Origin of the sequence: Mesorhizobium sp. ZC-5 (assembly GCF_025753855.1) — a bacterium.
In the GTDB taxonomy this organism is placed as follows: domain Bacteria; phylum Pseudomonadota; class Alphaproteobacteria; order Rhizobiales; family Rhizobiaceae; genus Neomesorhizobium.
Map to the genome: position 1 here is coordinate 306,398 of NZ_JAOWPT010000001.1, position 20,793 is coordinate 327,190.

Here is a 20,793-nt window from a genome sequence, read left to right on the forward strand (position 1 = left end):
AAAATGGCGCCGCGGTTACGGCGCCATTTTCATTTGCGGTCCGCGCTGGCGAGACCACGCGCAATGATTGTCGCGACGCTGCGGATCGTCTCGTCGTCCTCATCGAGGCGTCCGGTGAGGAGATGGATCCAGGCGTAGCCGGACAGCATGTCCGCGACCATGGCCGGGTCGACGTCCGGATGGATTTCGCCGCTCGCTTTGGCACGCTCCGCTATCTGTCCCGTTTGGGCACGCCGCTCGCGCATGTAACCGGCAAGAGCCTGGGCAGCGGTTTCGTCTGATTGCGCTTCGGCGACGAGCGAGCGGAAGATGTCGCCGGTCGGCGTTTCCCGCCACTGCCGAAGCAGGCTCCTGACGAAGCGGAACATGTCGTCTTCGAGGGAGATGCCGGAGCCGAAGTCGACATCGCGCTTCTGCCGGTGATAGACGTCGAGCAGCAATGCGGCTTTGCTTGGCCACCAGCGATAGATGGTCGGTTTGCCGGCGCGAGCACGGCGCGCCACCGCCTCGATTGAAAATCCGGCATAGCCCTGTTCCAGCAGCACCGCCTCCGCTGCCTCCAGGATTGCTTCGGCGCTTTCCGGGTTGCGCTTGGCGCCGATCGATCGGCGCATTTCCTTCACGTCCTTTGTCACATCCTATCCCTGCATTTCGTCCAAGCCTTAACATAAACGCTTGACGAAACGAAACGGCTCGTTTTATATGCAAACGAAACGTTCCGTTTCTATGGAGACAAAATGCCGCTTCCCGTCACCAATTCCATCACAGCAACTGCATCGGCCGCGCCCGGCCAGACTCGGCCGGCTCGGTTTTCCCGGCCGCGCTTCGCACTTCTGGTGTTGCTCGGCGTCTATCCGCTGATCACGCTGCTTCTCTACCTGGTCCTGCCGCTGACCGATGGCTGGCCGATCTGGCAGCGCACCCTGCTCATCGCGCCGATCATGGTGACCATAATGGTCTGGGGGCTCATCCCCGGCGTCCAAAATCTTTTTCGTAGCTTCATCAATCCGGTGGGGCGCTGATATTCGCGTCCACTTATCGTTGTCCCCAACCTCGTCGGAGGGTATGCGACAAAGCTTGGCTCAAACGGCCGGACTGCCGAGAATGGCTTCGGGATCTCTATTGGACGATATCCACACCGCACCCTCGGATGAGACCCCGCAGCGGTTCATCCGGGAAAACCTGCATGTCGCGTCAGTGCCCATGGTTCCCGAAGTTCGCCTTTACACGGCGCATTCGGGAAGTGGGCTCAGGCGCCTTTCCGGCGAAGGCCGACTCGTGCCGCCGCCCTATTGGGCGTACCGATGGGCGGGCGGCACGGTGCTCGCCCGTTATTTCCTCGATCATCCGGACACAGTCAGCAGTCGCCGCGTACTCGACCTCGGCGCCGGCTCGGGCATCGTCGGCATCGCCGCGGCGAAGGCCGGGGCGAGCGTCGTGATCGCTGCCGATACAGACCCGTTCGCCGCGGCAGCGACCCGTCTCAATGCCGATCTGAATGGCGTTTCGATCACAGCGATGACGGATGATCTCACCGTAGGTCCACCGCCTGCGGTCGATGTCGTCGCCGTCGGCGATCTCTTTTATGAACGCGATCTCGCCGAGCGGGTTACGGCCTTTCTCGACCGCTGCCTAGCAGCCGGCATGAAGGTGCTCGTCGGCGATCCGGGCCGAGCATTTCTCCCCCGTTCGCGGCTTCGCCTTGTTGCCGAATATGCGGTGGCGGATTTTGGCGACGTGACGGATGCGCCGGTGAAACAAAGCACCGTCTTTTCCTTCGAACCGGATGAAAAGACCGTTTCTGTTAGCTGTCCCTGATATCCGGCTCTGACACGGGAAGCACGCGCGATTTTCGGAAACGCCTTGCGCCGCTGGACATGATCGGGCAAACGGAACCCTTTCATATCCTTCGCCGACCGAGGTCCCATGTCGACCACCGTTTCTCCGCTCGCTCCGAAAACGCATCCCAGGATGCCGGCGATCGACGGCGTTCGCATCGCAACCGCCGAAGCGGGCATAAAATACAAGAACCGCACCGATCTGATGGTCATGGTGTTCGACGAGGGCACCGAAGTCGCCGGCGTCTTCACGCGGTCCAAATGCCCCTCGGCGCCGGTCGATTACTGCCGCGACAACCTCAAGGCCGGCAGGGCGCGGATCCTGGTCGTCAATTCGGGCAACGCCAATGCGTTCACCGGCAAGAAGGGGCGTCAATCCACGGCGATGACCGGCGAGACCGCGGCCAAGGCGGCGGACTGCAAGCCCGGCGACGTGTTCCTCGCCTCGACCGGCGTCATCGGCGAGCCGCTTGACGCGGGAAAGTTCAGCCACCTGCTGGCCAACATGGTGAAGGACGCCAAGCCGACCCTCTGGGCCGACGCCGGCAAGGCGATCATGACGACGGATACCTATCCGAAATATGCAACGGCCAAGGTGAAGCTCGGTGATGCCGACGTCACCATCAATGGCATCGCCAAGGGCGCCGGCATGATCGCGCCAGACATGGCGACGATGCTCTCCTTCGTCGCCACCGACGCGCCGATTGCAGCGCCGGTGCTGCAGGATCTGCTGTCCAAGGGCGTCGGCAAGACCTTCAATGCGGTCACCGTCGACAGCGACACATCTACCAGCGATACGCTGCTGCTTTTCGCTACAGGCGCTGCCGCCGGCAATGGCGCGCCCAGGATCACCGACCCAAAGGACGCAAGGCTCGGCCAGTTCCGCCGCGCTCTCAATCGCATACTCAAGTCGCTTGCCTTGCAGGTCGTTCGCGATGGCGAGGGCGCCCGCAAGCAGGTCGAAGTCACCGTCACCGGCGCCAGATCGGCGCGTTCGGCGAAACGCATCGCACTGTCGGTCGCCAATTCACCGCTCGTCAAAACCGCGGTTGCCGGCGAGGATGCCAATTGGGGTCGCGTCGTCATGGCTGTCGGCAAGGCCGGCGAACCGGCCGACCGCGACCTTCTTTCGGTCTGGTTCGGCGACATCCGCGTCGCCCACAATGGCGAGCGCGACCCGGATTATTCCGAGGCGGCTACATCGACCTACATGAAGGGCGACGAAATCCGCATCGTCGCCGACATCGGCATCGGGCGCGGCAAGGCGACCGTCTGGACCTGCGATCTCACCAAGGAATATGTGGAGATCAACGGCGATTATCGCAGCTGACATGTCTGCCGCCGGGACATTCGCAAAACCGGATCTGGCGCGAGTGCGCCGCTATGAGGCTGCAGGGTTCCGCGCCTGGCCGGCGGCGGCAGTGCACTACGACGGCACCTGGGTGATCCGGCTGACGGCCGACCATCCGGCCAAGCGATTGAACTCGGTCAATCCACTCGATCCCAACGATGTCGTCGATCTCGACGCTCGCGTCGCCAAAGCCCAGCGTCGCTTCGAGGCATATGGGCAGAAGCTGACCTTTCGCCTTTCCCCGCTCTCCGGTCCGATTCTGGCCGGCTACTTCGACAGCCGGGGCTGGAGCACTTTTTCGGAATCGATTGTCATGCGGCTGCCGCTTGCCGAAGCGCCGGTAAAAACCGCCGTCGACCAGGTGCCAATCAGGGACATCGGCCGCTTTACCGCGGCTGCCGCCCAGGCGCATGGCCTGGACGAATCACAGCGTTCCGGACTCTCCGAACTGCTTGGCCGCATTCAGCCCGAGATCGGGCTGTTCGTCCTGGAAAGCGGCGGCAGGCCGGTGGCGAGCGCCATTTGCGTGCACGACAACGATCTTGCCGGGTTTTTCGAAATTGCCACCAATGTCGCCCAGCGTGGCAAGGGCTACGCGCGCCGCCTTGTGCTTTCGGCGCTGAAATGGGCCGGTTCGTCAGGTGCGCGCGAAGCCTGGCTGCAGGTCGAAGCCGACAACGAGCCGGCATATCGGCTTTATGCTTCACTAGGCTTCAGCGAAGTCTATCGCTACCACTACCGCCAGCCGCCGGAGAAATAGGCGTGGAAAAGGGCGAAAGGCGCCTCCTGCTGGTTGCTGCCTGTACGCTGGTCGACGCCGACGGCCGCGTGCTGTTGGCGCAGCGCCCGGAAGGCAAGACGCTGGCAGGCCTCTGGGAGTTTCCCGGCGGCAAGGTCGAGCCGGGCGAGACACCGGAAGAAACGGTGGTGCGCGAACTGCGCGAGGAGATCGGCATCGAGACGAAGGTGCCATGCCTGGCACCGCTGACATTCGCCAGCCACACCTACGACACGTTCCATCTTTTGATGCCGCTGTTTGTCTGCCGCCGGTTCTGGGGCACCGCACATCCGAGAGAAGGGCAGGTGCTCAAATGGGTGCGGCCGCGGCAGATGCGCGACTATCCGATGCCACCTGCCGATGAGCCGTTGATCCCTTTCCTGATCGACCTGCTCTGATCGCCAGCCCAACATCGTTAATCGATCCTTTAGCCTATCGTGAAAAATTGAACGGATAGAGGGGCCGATTTGCGTCTTGCGCGCACCGGAGGGCTGGGCATGCATCCCGAAGACGAGTGGAATCTGATCCGCAAAGACCGTGCGCGCCAATTTAGCGGCACCAGCATGGGGCTTGTCAGGATCGCGCTGCTGTTTGGTTTCATCGCAGTCGCTTTCGCGATGATACTCGTGCCGATAGCCGACGATCAGTCCCGACTCTATCGCGCTGATTCTCCTGTCGGCATCGACAACTTCAAAACCGGAACGATTGGGCACCGGGAGACTTATACCATCCGCCGCAGTGTACTGCAGCCATCGCCGCACGCTGTTTGCACTATTCGCGGCAACGGCCAACGCGAAGGCGATTGCTGAAGCGTATTTAGACCCCGTTAATGCTGTGCCGTTAACCTTTCTTAACGCGTTGGAAGTAAAGTCTATTCCAGGCATAGCGGGCGGCTGACAGATGTTTAGACGATTTCTCAAAGATAAAAGCGGGGCGACCGCGATCGAATACGGGTTGATCGCGGCTCTTATCGCGCTTGCCATCGTCGGCGGTATAGGGGCAACTGGCGGCGGCGTTGCCGAACGCTGGAACGACAATGCCCAGCAAATCGTCGATTGGCTCAACCGCTGACGGTGCGTTGTTATTTCTTGCCGTGATCGATCAGTCCAAGTGCCTTGGTCAATGAAACCTCTGCCGAACCAGGTTTGAGCGGCTTCTGCTGCGAGCCGTGCGGTGCCCATCCGGACATCCAGATGAATGAGAACGTAGCGCGGATGCGGCCATCGGCGTCCGAGAAACGCTCCGCATATATTTCGGCGGCCCTCTGGAACAGCCGCCGTGTGCCCGGCCGCCGCGAGCGCGCTGCAAGCGCGTTCGTCGCACCCATGGCGCGGAGATCCCGTATCAGCCCGAACATCGTATCGTAACGCACGGTTACCGTCTCGACATCGGTAACCGGCAAAGCGAATCCGGCTCGCTGAAGCAGCCCGCCGGCATCGCGCACGTCGGTGAAGGGGATGACGCGCGGACTGGCGCCGCCGAGGATTTCGGTTTCCGCCGCAAGCAGGCTTTCGCGCAGTTCCACAAGCGTTCCGGCACCGCTGAAAGCGCCAAGGAACAAGCCATCCGGCCGCAATGCGCGGCGGATCTGGATCAGCGCGCCGGGAATGTCGTTGGCATCCTGCAGGGCGAGCAGCGAAACCAGGAGATCAACGCTTTCGGGCTCCAGCGGCAGATGTTCGCCTGTGGCTAACCTGCCGGCATCGCAGCCGAGAAAAGCCGGATCCGCCTCGATGCGGATCACTTCGCCGACCTTGCCGCTTGCGGTTATCGCGTCGGCAGCCGTCCGCGTCACGCAAAAGGCCGCAACAGCCTTGTCGAAATGCCGTTCGATGGTTGCCAGCCGCTCCGAAAGATCGTCGACAGCGCGGTCCATGAGGAAGCCGGCGCTTGCGTCCGCCCTGGCAAGGGCGCGCCGCTTTCGCTCCAGAATCAGCCCCGCGTCGAAAATTTGTTCCAATTGCAGTCTGCCCTTGCACGCTGCCGGCTTGCCCGGTCGACCTTTTCGCTCTCATATGGCCATTCGCTCGGGAAAAAGCTCGTGACCGATCCGCGGCAGGAGATCAAGGCATTTGCGTCCACCATTTTCGAATGGCCGGGACGGCTGCTGTTTCCGCCGGTCTGTGCCGGTTGCCGCCGTCAAGTTTCGCAGCCGGGCACGCTGTGCGGTGCCTGCTGGCCGAAGTTGAAGCTTCTCGAGAGGCCATGGTGCGAGGTGATGGGAACTCCATTCAGCCATGACATGGGCGACGGCTTCCTCTCGGCCGACGCAATCGCCAATCCGCCGCCGTTCAGGCGGGCGCGTGCGGCGGTCTCCTATTCCGGCGTTGCCCGCCAGATGGTGCAGGGCCTGAAATACAGCGACCGCACCGACCTGGCTCCGTGGATGGCGCGGTGGATGCTGCGCGCCGGCTCCGAACTGCTTCCCGATGCCGATGTCGTGGTGCCGGTTCCGTTGCACTGGCGGCGTTTCTTCTCGCGGCGTTTCAACCAGTCCGCCGAACTGGCCCGGGCCGTTGCCGCGCTCTCCGGCAAGGCATTCGAGCCGTCGGCCGTCCAGCGTGTCAAGGTGACCCGGCAGCAGGTCGGGCTCGGCCAACGCGAGCGCGAGGACAATGTCCGCGGCGCCTTCCGGGTGCCCGCGGAGGCGGAGATTCGTGTCAGCGGACGCAATGTGCTTCTCGTCGACGATGTCTACACGACCGGAGCGACGGTATCGGCGGTCACCAAGGCGCTGAAGAAAGCGGGAGCCGGACAGGTGGATGTGCTGACGTTCGCCCGCGTCATCCCCGGGGACTTTCAGCCCGGCGAAGCGGCAACTATATAGGGTGGAGACAATACGGAATTCGCCATGACTGATGTAACGATCTACACGCGCATGATGTGCGGCTATTGCACGGCGGCCAAACGGCTGCTCGACAGCAAGGGCGTCGCCTACACCGAGCACGATGCGAGTTTTTCTCCGGAACTCCGGCAGGAGATGATCCAGCGTTCCAACGGCCGCTGGACCTTTCCGCAGATATTCATCGGCGAGACACACGTCGGCGGCGCGGACGACCTGCATGCGCTAGATGCCGCCGGCAAGCTCGACGCGCTGCTTGCCAGCGTCAAAGTGAACTGAGGATTTTCGATGAGTGTTTTCAAGGCTGCAGCCATCCAGATGCGCTCCGGAGCCGACCCCGAGAAGAACGTCGTCGATTTCGAGCGGATGGTTCGCGAGGCAGCCAGCAACGGCGCGCGCTATCTGCAGACGCCGGAAATGACTAACGCGATCGTGCGTGACAAGGAAGCCCGCGCGGCGACGTTCCGCCCGGTGGAGACCGATCTGATCGCGCGGACCGCGGCACGGCTCGCAGCAGAGCTCGGCATCCACATCCATATCGGCTCGAACGCCATCGCAGTCGGCGATGGCAAACTAGCCAACCGGGCGCTTTTCTACGACGCGAGCGGCAATCTCGCCGCCACCTACGACAAGATCCACATGTTCGACGTCGATCTAGACAATGGCGAGAGCTGGCGCGAATCGGCCGCTTATGCGCCAGGCACGGAGACCGTGATCGTCGAGTTGCCGGAGGCCAAGTTCGGCCTTGCCGTCTGCTACGACCTGCGCTTCCCGCAGCTCTTCCGCGCCCAGGCGCTGGCCGGCGCCGAGGTGCTGACCGTGCCTGCCGCCTTCACCCGCCAGACCGGCGAGGCACATTGGCATGTGCTTCTGCGCGCCCGCGCCATCGAGAACGGCGCCTGGGTGATCGCCGCCGCGCAGGGCGGCGTGCATGAGGACGGCCGCGAGACCTACGGCTATTCGCTGATCGTCGATCCGTGGGGACGTGTCGTTGCCGATATCGGCAGCGCCGAGCCTGGCATCATCTATGCCGACATCGACACCGCCGCGTCCGCCGCCGCGCGCAAGAAGATCCCCAATCTGAAGAACGCACGCGACTTTTCGGTCAGGCTCGCCGGCGGCAATGCCGGCCTGAGGGCTGCATCTTGATCCGCTTTTCGCTCGGTTGCGAACATGACCACGAATTCGAGGGCTGGTTCCGCAACAATGACGACTTCGAGACCCAGAAGAAACGCGGTTTCGTGGAATGCCCGGCTTGCGGCTCGCACAAGGTCGAAAAGGCTCTGATGGCGCCGGCCGTCTCGACCGGCCGCAAAAAGGAAAAGGTCGCGCTCGCCATGAACGCCCAGCAACAGGCGGCGATGGCGCAGCTCAAGGCACTGTCGGAAAAGATGCGCGAAAACGCCGACTACGTCGGCGACAAATTCGCCGAGGAAGCGCGGAAAATCCATTTCGGCGAGGCCGACGCGCGCGGCATCTATGGCGAAGCGACGCCCGACGAGGCGCGCGGCCTTGCCGAGGACGGCGTCGAATTCCTGCCGATTCCGGTGTTTCCGGACGACCGGAACTAGCGGACCGACCGGCCCCTGGCCACCGTTTCTTAAAGACTCGCCGTTAACACTCTCCCTCAAGACGGAAAACGGAGAGTATTTGCGTGCGCTTTTCCGCGGCCACGACAGCCGAGCGCTTTCTGCCGGAAGGCATTGCCTTGCGTGCCAGGCCGCTGCTCGTGCGCGTGGACGCGTTGCTGTTCACCACCGACGATCGCGGCGTGGCGGGACGCATGTCGGTGATCGCCTTCGCGATCCGCATCTTCAACGCCGTCATTGCCTTCGTCAGCCAGGTCATGCTGGCGCGTTGGATGGGCAGTTTCGAATACGGCATCTTCGTCCTCGTCTGGGTGACGATGATCATTGTCGGCAATCTCTCCTGCCTCGGCTTCCACACCACCGTCATCCGGTTCATTCCGGAATATTTCGAGCGCGGAAAACTCGCCGAACTGCGCGGCCTCCTGATCACCAGCCGGCTCTTCGTACTGTTCGCCTCTACCGCGATCGCCGCGATCGGAACGCTGGGATTGTGGCTGTTTTCGCCGCTGGTCGAGAGCTATTACGTCATTCCCTTCTATCTCGGCATCATCTGCCTGCCGATGATGGCGCTTTCGGACGTCCTGCAAGGCATATCCCGCGCCAATTCGTGGACTCTGTCAGCCCTCTCGCCCTCCTACATAACCAGACCGATCCTGATCCTGGTGTTCATGGGGGGAGCGTTGATTGCCGGCTATGAGCCTTGCGCCGAGAACGCCATCATCGCGGCGATCCTGGCGACCTATGTGACGACGATCGCCCAGCTGGTCGAGGTCACCACGCGCCTCGATCGCCGGCTGCCGGCGGGGCCACGCAAGATAAGGTTCCGCGAGTGGTTCGTGGTGTCGCTGCCGATCTTCCTTGTCGAGAGCTTCTTCTTCCTGCTCACCAATGCCGACGTGCTGATGGTCGGTGTCTTCATGCAGCCGGACGATGTCGCCGTCTATTTCGCCACCGTAAAGACCCTGGCCCTCGTGCATTTCGTCTATTTCGCCGTCAAGGCGGGCGTCGCCCAGCGCTATGCGCAGTTCACCCATTCCGATCCGGAAAAACTGGCTGCCTTTGCACGCGAGACGGTGTCGTGGACGTTCTGGCCGTCACTGCTGATGGCGATGGTGGTGCTGGTGCTCGGTAAGCCGATGCTGATGCTGTTCGGCCCCGAATTCGACAGCGGCTATCCCCTGCTTTTCCTGCTGGTTGGCGGGGTGGTGGCGCGCGCGGCCGTCGGACCGGCTGAGAGCCTGCTCACCATGAGCGGCAACCAGAACATCTGCGCGGCAGTCTACGCGATGACCCTCGTGCTCAACATCGGCCTCTCGGTGCTTCTCATCCCGGTGTTCGGCCTGTGGGGCGCGGCAATCGCAACCGCGCTTTCCATGATCTTCGAAGCGTCGGCCCTGTCGTTCACGGTCTGGCGCAAGCTCGGCATCGTGATGGCCATCTTCTGGCCTACCGCGCCGGCAAAGGGAGCATTCTGATGGTAGCCGTCCCGTTGCTGGAGGAAATGAGCGGCAGCCCTTCGGCGCCGATGATCGCCGAACTGGCGGGCCTGAACGACGGCGTCGTCGACCGCGCGCACATCGAGGTGCTGGAGGGTAATCGGCCGCCCCGCAAGCTCGCCATCTATCCGGCATCCGCCGGTTTCGACCTGGTCGATGAACTCGATCATCTCTGCACGCGCTCGATCGAACCGAACGTCTTTTTCAATCCCCGCTTCCTCGCTCCGGCGATGCCGCGCCTCGAGGACCGGGAGGTCCGCCTGGCCGTCATCCGCGATGGTGACGAATACCGCAACCGCCTGCGCCTGCTGGTCCCCTTTTCGGTCGAGCGGCCGACGATACCGCTCGGCGTTTCGATCATGCGCACCTGGTCGAGCCCGTTCGGGCCGCTCGGCACGCCGCTGGTCGACCGTGACGATCCCGCCGGCGTCATCGAGGACTTCTTCGCCATCCTATCGCGCAAGCACCTGAAATTGCCGAAGGTCTTCGTGCTGCCGGAGATGCGGCTGGACGGTCCCGTCGCCAGCCTGCTGAGTTCGGTCGCCGAAAGCCGCGGCCTGACGCTGGTCACCACCAACCAGGCCGAGCGGCCGTTTCTCGAGAGCGACCTCGACGGCGCCGCTTATTTCAAGGCGGCACTCAGGCCGCATCATCTGCGCGAATTCCGTCGGCTGAAGCGGCGGCTCGCCGACATGGGCAATCTCGAACACCATGTCGCCCGCGAGGAGGAGGAAGTCCGCCTTGGCGTCGAGGCTTTCCTGACCCTCGAGGCGGCCGGCTGGAAAGGCCGCGAGCGCACCGCGATGGCGATCGACCGCTACCGTGCCGCCTTCGCCCGGGAAGCCGTGTTCCGCATGGCGGAACGCGACCTCTGCCGGGTGCATACGCTTACCCTCGACGGCAAGGTGATCGCCTGCCTCATCGTGTTCATCGAGGCGGGCATCGCCTACACGTGGAAGACGGCTTACGACGAGGCCTTCGCCGCCTATTCGCCGGGCACGCTGCTAATGATCGAGGTGAGCTATAATCATCTCGACGATCCCAACATCGTGGCAACCGATTCCTGCGCGGTGCCCGACCATCCGGTCCTCACCCGGCTATGGATGGAACGCAAGCCGATCGGCACCATCGTCGTCGGCCTCACGCCCGAGGCCGACCGCGCGACGCGGCAGGCCGCTTCGCAACTGCATCTCTACAACGAGACGCGCAACATGGCGCGCCTGCTGCGCAACCGGGTGAAGGACCTGCTGAAGCGGCGGTAAGCTACCGCCCCGCTTCCTGCTTGGCCCTGTCGCGGAAAATCCGCCGGATCACCTTGCCGCTTGTCGTCAGCGGCATCGATTCGACGAACTCGACCTCGCGCGGATATTCGTGCGCCGAAAGCCGCTCGCGCACCCATAGCTTTATCTCCTCGGCCAGCGCCACGCTGGCAGCCGCGCTGTCCTTCAGCACGACATAAGCCTTGACGATCTCGGTGCGAACCGCATCCGGCTTGCCGACAGCGGCGGCGAGCGCCACCGCCGGATGGGCGGCCAGGCAATCCTCGACTTCGCTCGGGCCGATGCGGAAACCCGCGGAGGTGATGACATCGTCGTCGCGGCCGAAGAAATGCACGTAGCCGTCAGCATCTTCGATGCCCTGGTCGCCGGTGGTCATCCAGTCGCCGATGAACTTCTTCGCGGTGGCTTCGGGGTTCTGCCAGTATTCGAGGAACATCACCGGGTCCGGCCGCGCAATGGCGATCTGGCCGGCGGCGCCGGCCTTCACGCGCCGGCCCCCGTCGTCGATCACCGCCACACGGTGGCCGGGGACCGGCAGGCCGATGGCGCCGGCGCGGCTGACGCCGAGTGCTGCACAGGACGACAGCACCAGATTGCACTCGGTCTGGCCGTAGAATTCGTTGATGGTGAGGCCAAGCTCCTCGCGGCCCCATTCGAAGGTCTCGCGGCCGAGCGATTCGCCGCCGGAGCCGATAGTCCTCAGATCGAGTCGGAACCGTTTCGATATATCCGGCACCGTTTTCAGCATGCGCAGCGCCGTCGGCGGGATGAATGTGTTGCGCACCTTCATCTTCTCGGCCAGCAACAGCGCCGCCTCCGGATCGAACTTTTCGAAGCGACCCGACACCACGGGCACACCGAGATAGAGGCCGGGCAGCAGGACGTTGAGCAAGCCGCCGGCCCAGGCCCAATCGGCCGGCGTCCACAAGAGATCGCCCGGCTGCGGCAGGAATTCATGCGGCATCTGCACACCCGGCAGATGGCCGAGCAATACCCGGTGCCCGTGCAGCGCGCCCTTCGGTGGCCCGGTCGTACCCGAGGTGAAGATCATCATCGCCGGATCGTCTGGGCCGGTATCCTCGGCAACGAAATGCGGCGCATTGTCGGCGACGAGTTGGTGAAAATCCCGTGCGCCGCCATCGGCTCCGTCGATCAGGACGATCTGTTCCAACGATGTCAGCCGGCCGCTGATCTTCTTCAGCTTGGCATGGCCGGCGGCATTGGTGACGATCGCCGCGGCACCCGCCGTCTGCATGCGGTATTCGATCGCCTCAACACCGAACAGCAGCGCCAGCGGCACCGCGATGGCGCCGAGCTTGTAGATCGCGACATGGGCGACGACCGTCTCGAAGCATTGCGGCAGCAAAAGCGCGACGCGGTCGCCGCGTTTCAGGCCGCCGGCGCGCAGGCCGTTGGCAAGCGCATTCGACCGTGCCGCGAGTTCGCCGTAGGTGAGACGGCCGGCCTCCCCTACGACGCGGTATTCGAGCAGCGCGGTGCGGTCCGGCGCCGTTGCCGCCCAGCGATCGGCAACCGCCGTGCCGATGTTGAAGCGCGCCGGGATGTTCCAGCGGAAGTCGCGATAGAGATCGCGGTAGCTGTCGCGTCTTTCGAGCATGGGCAAATGCTGCGCTCCTCGGGCGCGAGAAGCGCCGGATCGGAATGGCGGAATACCTATGGGCGGCACCGCATGATCGTCAACTCCGGGTGACTATGCCACATCGACGATATGCTTGTTGTTGCCAGAAATCGCTATGACCCGATAACCTCGCCGGATACTGGCGCCATGCCACCGTGGAAAGGTTGGACCGATGGTTGATCTGGGCGACGTGCTCGATCCTATTCGCAAGCAGGTGATCGATATCAAGGATGCGCTCGCTCACGCGCGCTACCGCTATGATGGATTGGACCTCATCCTGACTGGCGTGGCCGAGGCCAAGGTTCGTGGCGCCAGTCAGGAGATTTTCATGGTCGCCGGCGAAAAAATGGACGCCATCGACAACATGATCGATGAGCTTTACCGCCGGCTGTCGGCTCTCGACCGGGAACTCGAAAATCTCTGACCGGCGGTGAATGGATCACAGAAGCGAAATGAGACTATCTGCGTTTTTGCTGGCGCAGCGAAACCCGGTTGCCATCCGGATCGATGGCGGTTGCCCGCAGACCAAACGGATATTCTTCCGGCTCGGGCTCGGCAAGCGCAACACCGCGCGCTTTGAGTTCGGCGAAGTCCTTGCGGAGATCCTCCGACTCGATAAACAAAACGCCAGGCACCGAAATATCCGGGGCGCCTGGGGCCGCTTTCCCCTTGCCCGCGCTACCCGGCCAAAGCAGGACATCGAAATCCTGACCTTTGAAACCAATCGTCAGGAAGCGGCCCTCTGCCCACGCATTGTCGTCCCGTTTCTCGAAACCGAGGGCTGTGTAGAATTCGAGCGCTTTGTCTTGATCCGAGACGAACAGCGTCGCGAACATGATTTTGCTGAACATTTTGCGTTCCTCTATCTTGATTGATGTCGAGAAGGACGCTGTGTTGACGATCCGGCAGCCCCGGATGTGACACCAGACTACAATTCTCAAACTTATCTCGGGATTGGGCAGGCGGTGGGCATTTCCCGGCGCCGGGCTGCGCCGGCCGACGAAGAGCGTCGGAAGCACCCGCTGAGTTTCACATGGGTGAAAGTGATGGTGCCCCCTGCCGGAATCGAACCAGCACTCCTTTCGGAACCTGATTTTGAGTCAGGCGCGTCTACCAATTCCGCCAAGGGGGCCCTTGCCTGGAAGGCTGAACGGCTGCGGACTATACGGTCAGAGGGCAACTCGTCAACTGGGGAGTGATGTATTCGCCGATGAAGCACGGACTGACAATGGACTGCCACCGCCACCCGGCTTCAGCCGGCGACAATTGGTGGCATGCGCCGGCCATTGTGCGGCGCGGCGATCCTCTTTAGACAGGCTTCGCGCAAACGGGGATGCCGATGCTTCGCAGATTGTACGACTGGACGCTGTCGCTGGCGGCGCGTAAGTCCGCCGAATGGTGGCTTGCCTTCATCGCTTTCATCGAAAGCTCGGTCTTCCTGGTTCCCGCCGACGTGCTTTACCTGCCGATGGCGCTGTCGCGCCCGGATCGCGCCTACAGATATGCCTTCATTGCCACTGCCGCCTCGGTTCTCGGCGGCATCGCCGGCTGGTTCCTCGGCCACTACGCCTACGAGGCCATAGCCAAGCCGGTGCTGGAATTCTACGGCAAATACGATGAGTTCGAGGCGCTCCGCACGTCCAGCGGCACCGGCTTCATCCTGCTGATGCTGGTGACCTCGGGGCTTGCCCACCTGCCGCCGATCAAGGTGGTGACCATCCTCTCCGGGGTCATCGGCGTCGACATCTGGGTGTTCATCATCTCGGCGATCCTCGCCCGCGGCGCCCGCTTCTATTTCCTCGCCTGGCTGCTGAAGACCTACGGCGAACCGATCCGCGAATTCATCGAGAAGCGCCTTGGTCTCATTGCGGGCCTGGGCGCCGCCGCCCTCATTTTGCTTTATCTGCTGGTCAGATATCTGCACTGACACCGGCAAATCGACGAACGAAAGAACCAGCATGACCGCCGTGACCGCGCCTTCGGGCCGCCAGCAGACCCTGACCGCCGTTTTTCTTCTGGTCGCCATGGCCCTGACGGTCGGCACCGCGCTCGGCTTCGAACACATCGGCGGCTACATGCCGTGCAAGCTCTGCCTCGAGCAGCGCATGCCCTACTACATCGGCGTGCCGCTGATGGCGCTGGCCGTGCTATCGTCGACATTGCACTGGCCGCCGATCGTGACGCGCGGCCTGCTCATTGTCGGCGGCCTGCTGATGGCCTATGGGCTCTATCTCGGCGTCTATCATGCCGGCGTCGAATGGGCGTGGTGGCAAGGGCCGACCGATTGCGCAGTGGTCGCGCCCGCCGACACCGGCGGTGCCGGCGTGCTCGACGCCATCAACACGGTAATACCGCCATCCTGCAACAAGGCGGCGCTGCGCGTCCTCGGCCTGTCTTTCGCCGGCTGGAACGTGATCGCCAGCCTCGTACTTGCCGCGGTGGCGTTTCGTGGCGCTTTGGCCAGAGCCTGAAGCTCAAGGCTCCAGTTCGACGTCCCAGTAGAGATAATCCATCCAGCTTTCGTGCAGGTAGTTCGGCGGGAAGCGCTTGCCGTTGTTGTGCAGGTCGTGGACGGTCGGCTGGAAAGGCCGCTGGATCGGCCACATCTTGGCCTGCGCCGGCAAAAGCCCGCCCTTGCGCAGATTGCAGGGTGAGCAGGCGGCCACCACGTTCTCCCAGGTCGTCGCCCCGCCGCAATGGCGCGGGATGACATGGTCGAAGGTGAGGTCCTCCGGGGTGCCGCAATACTGGCACTGGAAACGGTCGCGCAGGAACACGTTGAAGCGCGTAAACGCCGGGTTGCGCGACGGCTTGACGTAGGTCTTGAGGCTGACGACGCTCGGCAGCTTCATCGAGAAGGTCGGCGAGGAAACCGAATGCTCGTATTCGGCAACGATATGCACCCGGTCGAGGAACACCGCCTTGATGGCGTCCTGCCACGACCAGAGCGACAGTGGGTAATAGCTGAGCGGGCGGTAGTCCGCGTTCAGCACCAGCGCTGGAAGCCCATCCGGCGACACTGCGATCGTCACTTATGGCACCTCCTTGGCTCTCGAACCGATCGGCGCGGATAGTGTAAGCCCGAGGTGACAGGAATGTGAAGCCGCTACGGTGTTACACCAGCCGGCAAAACATACTGTTTTTTCGGCTTTTTTACGGTTTCAGGTTGCCGGAGCCGCTTCCCGGCCCTTCCATTCGCGGTAATAGGCCCAAAAAAGCCGCGATGCGACCCCGCGCCAGGGGGTCCATGATTCGGCCAGCGCAATCAGCGCCTTTTCGCCGGGACGTGATTCGAGGCCGAATGCGTGGCCGACGGCGGCCTGCAAAGCGACGTCGCGCGCAGGGAAAACATCCGGGTGTCCGGCGGAGAAAAGCAGGTAGCATTCCGCCGTCCACGGACCAATGCCGGATATGGCGGTCATCCGGCCAACCGCGTCGCCGGCCTCCAGACCGCAGAGGTGGTGCAGGTCGAGGCCGTCGGCGACCGCCGCCGCGATCGCCAGCAGCGTCTTCTGCTTCGGCCGCGACAGGCCGGCTTCGCGAAACACCGCCTCGCCGGCGGAAAGCAGGCCGTCCGGCGTCAGCGGATCGACCAGCCTTGTCAGGCGGCCGAAGATGGCGTCGGCGCTGGCCCGGCTGACTTGCTGCGAGACGATGATCGAGGCCAGGCTTTCGAAGCCGGGCTCGGTGAGGCGCAAAGGCACCTCGCCCGCCGCGGCGCGCACGTCCACGAGCCGCGGATCGATGACACAGAGTTCGTCGAGGCCGTCGGAAATGTCGTCAATCGAGCGGATACGGCGCATGCGGAGCCTTGTTCATGAAGAGACGGCAAAGTAGCAATCTGGAAAAGCCGCGCACAACCCGATCGGCCACCGAAAGATGAGCCTCCTGACATTCCGCTTCGCCCCCAGCCCGAACGGCGAATTGCATCTCGGCCATGCCTATTCGGCGCTGCTCAACCAGAAGCTGGCAAAGGAAACCGGCGGGCGCATGCTGCTGCGCATCGAGGACATCGACCTCACGCGCTGCACGCCGGAGTTCGAGCAGGATATCTACCGCGACCTCGACTGGCTGGGCATCGAATGGGAAAAGCCGGTACGCCGGCAATCCGAACATTTCGCCGACTATGAAGCCGCCCTGCGGACACTTGTCGACGCGAAACTCGTCTACCCGGCATTCATGAGCCGCGGTGAAATCCGTGCGCATATCGCCGAAAGGGAAACCGCGGGCCGGCCATGGCCGCGCGACCCCGATGGCGCACCGCTCTACCCGGGACTGGACAAAGCCCTCTCCCGTAGGGAACGGCAACGTCGCATCGACGATAGCGAACCATTCGCCTGGCGGCTGGACGTCGAAAAGGCATTAGCCGCGCTGCCGACCAAGGAACTGTCATGGCAGGAGGCCGCCGACGAAACCCTGGATCGATTCGACACCGTTACGGCCGCCCCGCTGGCCTGGGGCGATGTCATACTGGCGCGCAAGGAGGTTCCGACCAGCTATCACCTGTCGGTGGTCGTCGACGACGCCTTGCAGGGCGTCAGCCATGTGGTGCGCGGCCGCGACCTCTATCTCGCGACCGCCATCCAGCGCCTGTTGCAGGAGCATCTAGGCCTGCCGGCGCCGCTTTATTTCCACCACGGGCTGATCGAGGGCCCGGACGGGCGAAAACTTTCCAAAAGCAACCGAGACACCGGTATCCGCACCTTGTGGGAAAGCGGCGCCACGCCAGCCGACATCCGGCGCATGATCAGGCTCGACTGACGGCCGCTACATCCGCGCCAGTCCGGCCTTGACCAAGGCGAGCGCGGCGAGTGTGAGAAACGCTCCCGACAAGCCGGTGCCCATGGCAAAGGTGAGGTTGCCCATGGAAATGCCGTGGACGTTGGCAACGAAGATCGACGCGAAGAACCCGACCGTAATCAGGATCATGTTGCCGAACGGCCCGAATCCGTCATCGGCCATGATCGCATCCATGATCGAGCCGAAGAAAAAACCCATCACCGTGACTGAGGCGACAGCCATCATCAGCCACGTTGGGTCGAGCTTCCAAAGCATGCCGGGTCCTTTCAAAAACCTGACACGGCTAACCCCTGAACCCCACCCCGGTTCAATACCGCTCAGGATAAGGATCAAATTGTTTCGCTTTGCTTATCCGATTGAACGGCATTAGAGCCAACCGCTTCGCATTCCTTTCACCACGGCTGTTCCCCATGACATCGCCAGCACGGCTCATCCCCGCCCTCTTCGTCGTGCTCTGGGCGACCGGCTTCATCGGTGCGCGCTACGCGATGCCATGGGCGGAACCTTTCACGTTCCTGGCCGCCCGTTTCGCTATTGCGTTCACACTGCTGGCGCTTGTCCTGCTTTTCCTGCGTGAGCGCCATGCAAACCGCCGCGGCATCGCCAACGCGATCGTCGCCGGCGCACTCATGCACGGCATCTATCTGGGCGGCGTCTTCTGGGCGATCCACAAGGGCATGCCCGCCGGCATCTCCGCTCTCATCGTCGGCCTGCAGCCGCTGATCACCGCTGTCATGGCGGGCAAATTCCTCGACGAGAAGATTCTGCCGCGCCACTGGCTCGGCCTCGGGATCGGCTTCGCCGGCGTCATCGTCGTGCTGTCGCCGAAATTCGGCTCGCTGGGCAGCGGTATAACGGCAGCCACGCTCACAGCCGCGGTGACGGCGGTCATTGCCATGAGCGGCGGCACCATCCTGCAGAAGCGCTGGGGATCGGGAACCGACATGGTGACCGGCACCAAGTATCAGTATCTGGGCGCGGCAATCGTCATGGCGGCCGGCTCGCTGCTGTTCGAAACGCGCACCGTGACATTCAACGGCGAACTGGTCTTCGCCATGGCCTGGCTGGTGATCGTGCTTTCGATCGGCGCGATCTTTCTGCTGATGTACCTGATCCGCGAAGGCGAGATGTCAAAGGTGGCGTCGCTCTTCTACCTCGTGCCTGCCGTCACGGCGGTGATTGCCTGGGTGCTCTTCGGCGAGACGCTGACCATGCTCCAGATATTCGGCATGGCGCTGACCACCTTCGGCGTTGGCCTCGCCACCGCACAGGGCACGGCGGCAAAGCCTTCGGTAGTCTAAAGCGCGTCGCGCCGAATAGGATTCGGCGGCCACGCTTCAGATTCTTTGATTTGATGCATGTCGTTATCCCGAAACCGAGGACACTTTCGGGCGACATGCATCAGGCGCCGACGCGGGCGCGGGCATCGAGATAACGCTTGATCGCGGCGTTGAACTCGCCTCCGAGGATGAAGATCAGGGACATGATGTAGAGGAACACCACCGCGATCATGATCGAGGCCAACCCGGCATAAGTGGTCACGTAGGATGAGAAATTGTCGAGATAGCTGGCGAAGATCGTCGAACCCGCCAGCCAGGCGGCCAGCGTGAAGATGATGCCGGGCACGATGTCGACAAAGCGCCGCTTGCCGGCCGGCAGCCAGAAATGCACGGCAATCAGCCCGAGCACGATGACTGTGGAGGCGATCACGTAACGCCATAGCGTGAAGGTGCCCATATAGGGTTCGATCCAGTCGAATTGAGCCTTGGCAAGGCGCGCGATCAGCGGCGCAAAGACAAGAAGAACGCTGATCACCAGAAAAGCGATGGTGGCGAAGATCACAAAAGCCAGGCTCTGCACGCGGCGATAGATGAGCGAGCGCGTCTCGGTGACGCGGTAGGCACGGTTCAGCGATGTCCTCAATGCCTCGATGCCGTTGGAGGCGAAGAAGGCGGCAAGCACCACGCCGAACGTCAAAAGGTCGCCGCGCTGCACGGTGAGCACGTTGACGACCTCGCGCGCGATCGGCTCGGCGATCTGTTCCGGCCAGGTGTCGAAGACCAGATGCACGGCAGTCTCGGAAAAGGCTTGCGCGCCGAGGAAGCTCGCCAGGGTCGTCGCGAAGATCAGGAACGGAAACAGCGCCATCAACGCGCTGATCGCCAGATGGCTCGCCATCGACCATCCGTCGTCGTCGTTGAAATGGCCGAGAGCGTCAAAGAGCACGCGCCGCGTCGCAACTATCCTGCGCACCCTGTCTCCTTCCAATTGTTTCCTCGCCGCGAATATGGGAAGTGATTGCGGCAAATGGCAAGCGTCACAGACACTACGAACCGCCACCTGCCCGAGTTGCGCACAATCATCGTCACCGGCGCATCCTCCGGCATCGGCGCCTTTTGCGCCCGCGCCCTGAAGGCGGATGGCTGGCGGGTGTTCGCCACCGCGCGAAAGCCGGAGGATATAGCGGCTCTCGAGGCCGACGGCATCGAAAGCTTCTATCTCGACTATTGCCAACCGGATTCGATCGCCTCGCTGGTGGAAGCCGTGCTCGACCGTACCGGCGGCAGGCTCGACGCGCTCTACAACAATGGCGCCTACGCCCAGGCAGGCGCTGTCGAGGATCTGCCCGTGGCGGCCCTGCGTGACCAGTTCGAGGCGAATTTATTCGGCTGGCACGACCTGACACGGCGCATCGTCCCGGTGATGCGCGCGCAAGGGCACGGCCGCATCGTCCATTGCTCGTCAATCCTCGGGCTGACCCCGGTGAAATTCCGCGGCGCCTATGCGGCGGTGAAACATGCGGTCGAAGGCCTGATGCTGTGCATGCGCATGGAACTCGAGGGCACGGGCATCCATGTCTCGCTGATCGAGCCGGGACCGGTGGAATCGAAGATCGCCTCGAACGGCCTCTTCTGGTTCGAGAAATACATCGACCACGAGAATTCGATGCATCGCGCCGAATATCAGGCGCAGCTTGCAAGATTGCGCGGCGGCGGCTCCAAATCGCGGTTCAAGCTCAAGCCGGACGCGGTTCATGCGGTATTGCGCCACGCCCTGCTGTCGCCTCGGCCCAGACCGCATTATGTTGTCACATTGCCGGCAAGGATCGGCGTATTCCTCAAACGCGTTTTGCCGGCATCGGCGCTCTACCGGATTCTGTCGAAGCAGGGCTGATCTCTG

Annotated in this window: 27 protein-coding genes and 1 tRNA gene; 19 read left to right on the top strand and 9 right to left on the bottom strand. The window is 62.9% G+C overall.

What is annotated here, in order from left to right; all coding sequences use genetic code 11:
* Positions 1 to 29 precede the first annotated feature (29 nt).
* Positions 30 to 614 carry a TetR/AcrR family transcriptional regulator gene (locus tag OHD58_RS01320; protein ID WP_263801240.1) on the bottom strand — a complete coding sequence of 195 codons (585 nt, stop codon included), beginning with the start codon at positions 612 to 614 and terminating at the stop codon, positions 30 to 32.
* 123 nt (positions 615 to 737) lie between these two features.
* Here OHD58_RS01320 and OHD58_RS01325 point away from each other — a divergent pair, with 123 nt between their 5' ends.
* The 7 genes from OHD58_RS01325 (at position 738) to OHD58_RS01355 (ending at position 5,038) form a co-directional block, all read left to right on the top strand.
* The gene (locus tag OHD58_RS01325; RefSeq protein ID WP_263801241.1) at positions 738 to 1,022 is read left to right on the top strand and encodes a hypothetical protein; all 285 of its coding nucleotides are present in this window, start codon (positions 738 to 740) and stop codon (positions 1,020 to 1,022) included.
* 82 nt (positions 1,023 to 1,104) lie between these two features.
* The gene (locus OHD58_RS01330; RefSeq protein ID WP_263801242.1) at positions 1,105 to 1,818 is read left to right on the top strand and encodes a class I SAM-dependent methyltransferase; all 714 of its coding nucleotides are present in this window, start codon (positions 1,105 to 1,107) and stop codon (positions 1,816 to 1,818) included.
* A gap of 108 nt (positions 1,819 to 1,926) precedes the next feature.
* Entirely contained in the window at positions 1,927 to 3,168 is a 1,242-nt protein-coding gene (gene argJ, locus OHD58_RS01335; protein WP_263801243.1) for a bifunctional glutamate N-acetyltransferase/amino-acid acetyltransferase ArgJ, read from the top strand.
* A 1-nt stretch (position 3,169) separates the two neighbouring features.
* Positions 3,170 to 3,949: a GNAT family N-acetyltransferase gene (locus tag OHD58_RS01340; RefSeq protein ID WP_263801244.1), complete on the top strand. Its 780-nt coding sequence runs from the start codon at positions 3,170 to 3,172 to the stop codon at positions 3,947 to 3,949.
* Between the two features lie 2 nt (positions 3,950 to 3,951).
* Positions 3,952 to 4,365, top strand: a complete 414-nt coding sequence (locus OHD58_RS01345) for a (deoxy)nucleoside triphosphate pyrophosphohydrolase (protein ID WP_263801245.1) — start codon at positions 3,952 to 3,954, stop codon at positions 4,363 to 4,365.
* A gap of 99 nt (positions 4,366 to 4,464) precedes the next feature.
* The gene (locus OHD58_RS01350) at positions 4,465 to 4,776 is read left to right on the top strand and encodes a hypothetical protein (RefSeq protein WP_263801246.1); all 312 of its coding nucleotides are present in this window, start codon (positions 4,465 to 4,467) and stop codon (positions 4,774 to 4,776) included.
* A 91-nt stretch (positions 4,777 to 4,867) separates the two neighbouring features.
* Entirely contained in the window at positions 4,868 to 5,038 is a 171-nt protein-coding gene (locus OHD58_RS01355; protein ID WP_263801247.1) for a Flp family type IVb pilin, read from the top strand.
* 10 nt (positions 5,039 to 5,048) lie between these two features.
* Here the strand turns inward: OHD58_RS01355 and OHD58_RS01360 are convergent, their stop codons facing one another.
* Entirely contained in the window at positions 5,049 to 5,927 is an 879-nt protein-coding gene (locus tag OHD58_RS01360; protein ID WP_263801248.1) for a methyltransferase domain-containing protein, read from the bottom strand.
* 81 nt (positions 5,928 to 6,008) lie between these two features.
* On the opposite strand from OHD58_RS01360, the gene OHD58_RS01365 reads away from it, so the two are divergent.
* The 6 genes from OHD58_RS01365 (at position 6,009) to OHD58_RS01390 (ending at position 11,156) form a co-directional block, all read left to right on the top strand.
* Complete coding sequence (locus OHD58_RS01365; RefSeq protein WP_412177146.1) at positions 6,009 to 6,794, top strand: ComF family protein; 786 nt, start codon at positions 6,009 to 6,011, stop codon at positions 6,792 to 6,794.
* A 24-nt stretch (positions 6,795 to 6,818) separates the two neighbouring features.
* The gene (gene grxC / locus OHD58_RS01370; RefSeq protein WP_263801249.1) at positions 6,819 to 7,088 is read left to right on the top strand and encodes a glutaredoxin 3; all 270 of its coding nucleotides are present in this window, start codon (positions 6,819 to 6,821) and stop codon (positions 7,086 to 7,088) included.
* Between the two features lie 9 nt (positions 7,089 to 7,097).
* Positions 7,098 to 7,958, top strand: a complete 861-nt coding sequence (locus OHD58_RS01375) for a carbon-nitrogen hydrolase family protein (protein WP_263801250.1) — start codon at positions 7,098 to 7,100, stop codon at positions 7,956 to 7,958.
* Positions 7,955 to 8,380: a DUF1178 family protein gene (locus OHD58_RS01380; RefSeq protein WP_263801251.1), complete on the top strand. Its 426-nt coding sequence runs from the start codon at positions 7,955 to 7,957 to the stop codon at positions 8,378 to 8,380. The genes OHD58_RS01375 and OHD58_RS01380 overlap by 4 nt, the downstream gene beginning before the upstream one ends.
* Positions 8,381 to 8,463: 83 nt before the next feature.
* A complete protein-coding gene (locus tag OHD58_RS01385; RefSeq protein WP_263801252.1) occupies positions 8,464 to 9,873 on the top strand; it encodes an oligosaccharide flippase family protein in 1,410 nt (469 codons plus the stop codon).
* Complete coding sequence (locus tag OHD58_RS01390; protein ID WP_263801253.1) at positions 9,873 to 11,156, top strand: GNAT family N-acetyltransferase; 1,284 nt, start codon at positions 9,873 to 9,875, stop codon at positions 11,154 to 11,156. The genes OHD58_RS01385 and OHD58_RS01390 overlap by 1 nt, the downstream gene beginning before the upstream one ends.
* A gap of 1 nt (position 11,157) precedes the next feature.
* Here OHD58_RS01390 and OHD58_RS01395 read toward each other — a convergent pair whose 3' ends face one another.
* Positions 11,158 to 12,792 (bottom strand): AMP-binding protein, encoded by a 1,635-nt coding sequence (locus OHD58_RS01395; RefSeq protein WP_263801254.1) that lies wholly within the window; start codon positions 12,790 to 12,792, stop codon positions 11,158 to 11,160.
* A 193-nt stretch (positions 12,793 to 12,985) separates the two neighbouring features.
* On the opposite strand from OHD58_RS01395, the gene OHD58_RS01400 reads away from it, so the two are divergent.
* The gene (locus OHD58_RS01400; RefSeq protein ID WP_263801255.1) at positions 12,986 to 13,237 is read left to right on the top strand and encodes a hypothetical protein; all 252 of its coding nucleotides are present in this window, start codon (positions 12,986 to 12,988) and stop codon (positions 13,235 to 13,237) included.
* A gap of 34 nt (positions 13,238 to 13,271) precedes the next feature.
* Here OHD58_RS01400 and OHD58_RS01405 read toward each other — a convergent pair whose 3' ends face one another.
* Both OHD58_RS01405 and OHD58_RS01410 read right to left on the bottom strand, forming a co-directional pair.
* Positions 13,272 to 13,664, bottom strand: a complete 393-nt coding sequence (locus OHD58_RS01405) for a VOC family protein (RefSeq protein ID WP_263801256.1) — start codon at positions 13,662 to 13,664, stop codon at positions 13,272 to 13,274.
* Between the two features lie 196 nt (positions 13,665 to 13,860).
* Positions 13,861 to 13,945, bottom strand: a tRNA-Leu gene (locus OHD58_RS01410).
* Positions 13,946 to 14,152: 207 nt separating this feature from the next.
* Here OHD58_RS01410 and OHD58_RS01415 point away from each other — a divergent pair.
* Complete coding sequence (locus tag OHD58_RS01415; protein WP_263801257.1) at positions 14,153 to 14,740, top strand: YqaA family protein; 588 nt, start codon at positions 14,153 to 14,155, stop codon at positions 14,738 to 14,740.
* A gap of 31 nt (positions 14,741 to 14,771) precedes the next feature.
* Positions 14,772 to 15,284, top strand: a complete 513-nt coding sequence (locus OHD58_RS01420) for a disulfide bond formation protein B (RefSeq protein ID WP_263801258.1) — start codon at positions 14,772 to 14,774, stop codon at positions 15,282 to 15,284.
* A 3-nt stretch (positions 15,285 to 15,287) separates the two neighbouring features.
* Here OHD58_RS01420 and OHD58_RS01425 read toward each other — a convergent pair whose 3' ends face one another.
* Positions 15,288 to 15,845: an HNH endonuclease gene (locus tag OHD58_RS01425; protein WP_263801259.1), complete on the bottom strand. Its 558-nt coding sequence runs from the start codon at positions 15,843 to 15,845 to the stop codon at positions 15,288 to 15,290.
* A gap of 129 nt (positions 15,846 to 15,974) precedes the next feature.
* The gene (locus OHD58_RS01430) at positions 15,975 to 16,616 is read right to left on the bottom strand and encodes a DNA-3-methyladenine glycosylase family protein (protein ID WP_263801260.1); all 642 of its coding nucleotides are present in this window, start codon (positions 16,614 to 16,616) and stop codon (positions 15,975 to 15,977) included.
* Positions 16,617 to 16,692: 76 nt separating this feature from the next.
* Here OHD58_RS01430 and gluQRS point away from each other — a divergent pair, with 76 nt between their 5' ends.
* Positions 16,693 to 17,574 (top strand): tRNA glutamyl-Q(34) synthetase GluQRS, encoded by an 882-nt coding sequence (gluQRS, locus tag OHD58_RS01435; protein ID WP_263801261.1) that lies wholly within the window; start codon positions 16,693 to 16,695, stop codon positions 17,572 to 17,574.
* Between the two features lie 6 nt (positions 17,575 to 17,580).
* On the opposite strand, the gene OHD58_RS01440 is transcribed toward gluQRS, so the two are convergent.
* Positions 17,581 to 17,868 carry a hypothetical protein gene (locus tag OHD58_RS01440; protein ID WP_263801262.1) on the bottom strand — a complete coding sequence of 96 codons (288 nt, stop codon included), beginning with the start codon at positions 17,866 to 17,868 and terminating at the stop codon, positions 17,581 to 17,583.
* Positions 17,869 to 18,023: 155 nt separating this feature from the next.
* Here OHD58_RS01440 and OHD58_RS01445 point away from each other — a divergent pair, with 155 nt between their 5' ends.
* Positions 18,024 to 18,914, top strand: coding sequence for a DMT family transporter (locus tag OHD58_RS01445; protein ID WP_263801263.1), 891 nt, complete (start codon positions 18,024 to 18,026; stop codon positions 18,912 to 18,914).
* Between the two features lie 100 nt (positions 18,915 to 19,014).
* Here the strand turns inward: OHD58_RS01445 and OHD58_RS01450 are convergent, their stop codons facing one another.
* On the bottom strand, positions 19,015 to 19,866 hold the full coding sequence (locus tag OHD58_RS01450; protein ID WP_263801264.1) for a YihY/virulence factor BrkB family protein: 852 nt from the start codon (positions 19,864 to 19,866) through the stop codon (positions 19,015 to 19,017).
* A 54-nt stretch (positions 19,867 to 19,920) separates the two neighbouring features.
* On the opposite strand from OHD58_RS01450, the gene OHD58_RS01455 reads away from it, so the two are divergent.
* The gene (locus OHD58_RS01455) at positions 19,921 to 20,787 is read left to right on the top strand and encodes an SDR family oxidoreductase (protein ID WP_263801266.1); all 867 of its coding nucleotides are present in this window, start codon (positions 19,921 to 19,923) and stop codon (positions 20,785 to 20,787) included.
* Positions 20,788 to 20,793 lie beyond the last annotated feature (6 nt).

What these genes read in the sequence shown, in the direction of transcription:
- OHD58_RS01330 (WP_263801242.1), top strand. Translation starts at nt 1,105, where the DNA reads ATGGCTTCGGGATCTCTATTGGACGATATCCACACCGCACCCTCGGAT.
- OHD58_RS01320 (WP_263801240.1), bottom strand. Translation starts at nt 614, where the DNA reads ATGCGCCGATCGATCGGCGCCAAGCGCAACCCGGAAAGCGCCGAAGCA.
- OHD58_RS01440 (WP_263801262.1), bottom strand. Translation starts at nt 17,868, where the DNA reads ATGCTTTGGAAGCTCGACCCAACGTGGCTGATGATGGCTGTCGCCTCA.
- OHD58_RS01455 (WP_263801266.1), top strand. Translation starts at nt 19,921, where the DNA reads ATGGCAAGCGTCACAGACACTACGAACCGCCACCTGCCCGAGTTGCGC.
- OHD58_RS01430 (WP_263801260.1), bottom strand. Translation starts at nt 16,616, where the DNA reads ATGCGCCGTATCCGCTCGATTGACGACATTTCCGACGGCCTCGACGAA.
- OHD58_RS01355 (WP_263801247.1), top strand. Translation starts at nt 4,868, where the DNA reads ATGTTTAGACGATTTCTCAAAGATAAAAGCGGGGCGACCGCGATCGAA.
- grxC (WP_263801249.1), top strand. Translation starts at nt 6,819, where the DNA reads ATGACTGATGTAACGATCTACACGCGCATGATGTGCGGCTATTGCACG.
- OHD58_RS01400 (WP_263801255.1), top strand. Translation starts at nt 12,986, where the DNA reads ATGGTTGATCTGGGCGACGTGCTCGATCCTATTCGCAAGCAGGTGATC.
- gluQRS (WP_263801261.1), top strand. Translation starts at nt 16,693, where the DNA reads ATGAGCCTCCTGACATTCCGCTTCGCCCCCAGCCCGAACGGCGAATTG.
- OHD58_RS01395 (WP_263801254.1), bottom strand. Translation starts at nt 12,792, where the DNA reads ATGCTCGAAAGACGCGACAGCTACCGCGATCTCTATCGCGACTTCCGC.
- argJ (WP_263801243.1), top strand. Translation starts at nt 1,927, where the DNA reads ATGTCGACCACCGTTTCTCCGCTCGCTCCGAAAACGCATCCCAGGATG.
- OHD58_RS01390 (WP_263801253.1), top strand. Translation starts at nt 9,873, where the DNA reads ATGGTAGCCGTCCCGTTGCTGGAGGAAATGAGCGGCAGCCCTTCGGCG.
- OHD58_RS01340 (WP_263801244.1), top strand. Translation starts at nt 3,170, where the DNA reads ATGTCTGCCGCCGGGACATTCGCAAAACCGGATCTGGCGCGAGTGCGC.
- OHD58_RS01415 (WP_263801257.1), top strand. Translation starts at nt 14,153, where the DNA reads ATGCTTCGCAGATTGTACGACTGGACGCTGTCGCTGGCGGCGCGTAAG.
- OHD58_RS01445 (WP_263801263.1), top strand. Translation starts at nt 18,024, where the DNA reads ATGACATCGCCAGCACGGCTCATCCCCGCCCTCTTCGTCGTGCTCTGG.
- OHD58_RS01350 (WP_263801246.1), top strand. Translation starts at nt 4,465, where the DNA reads ATGCATCCCGAAGACGAGTGGAATCTGATCCGCAAAGACCGTGCGCGC.
- OHD58_RS01420 (WP_263801258.1), top strand. Translation starts at nt 14,772, where the DNA reads ATGACCGCCGTGACCGCGCCTTCGGGCCGCCAGCAGACCCTGACCGCC.
- OHD58_RS01375 (WP_263801250.1), top strand. Translation starts at nt 7,098, where the DNA reads ATGAGTGTTTTCAAGGCTGCAGCCATCCAGATGCGCTCCGGAGCCGAC.
- OHD58_RS01325 (WP_263801241.1), top strand. Translation starts at nt 738, where the DNA reads ATGCCGCTTCCCGTCACCAATTCCATCACAGCAACTGCATCGGCCGCG.
- OHD58_RS01405 (WP_263801256.1), bottom strand. Translation starts at nt 13,664, where the DNA reads ATGTTCAGCAAAATCATGTTCGCGACGCTGTTCGTCTCGGATCAAGAC.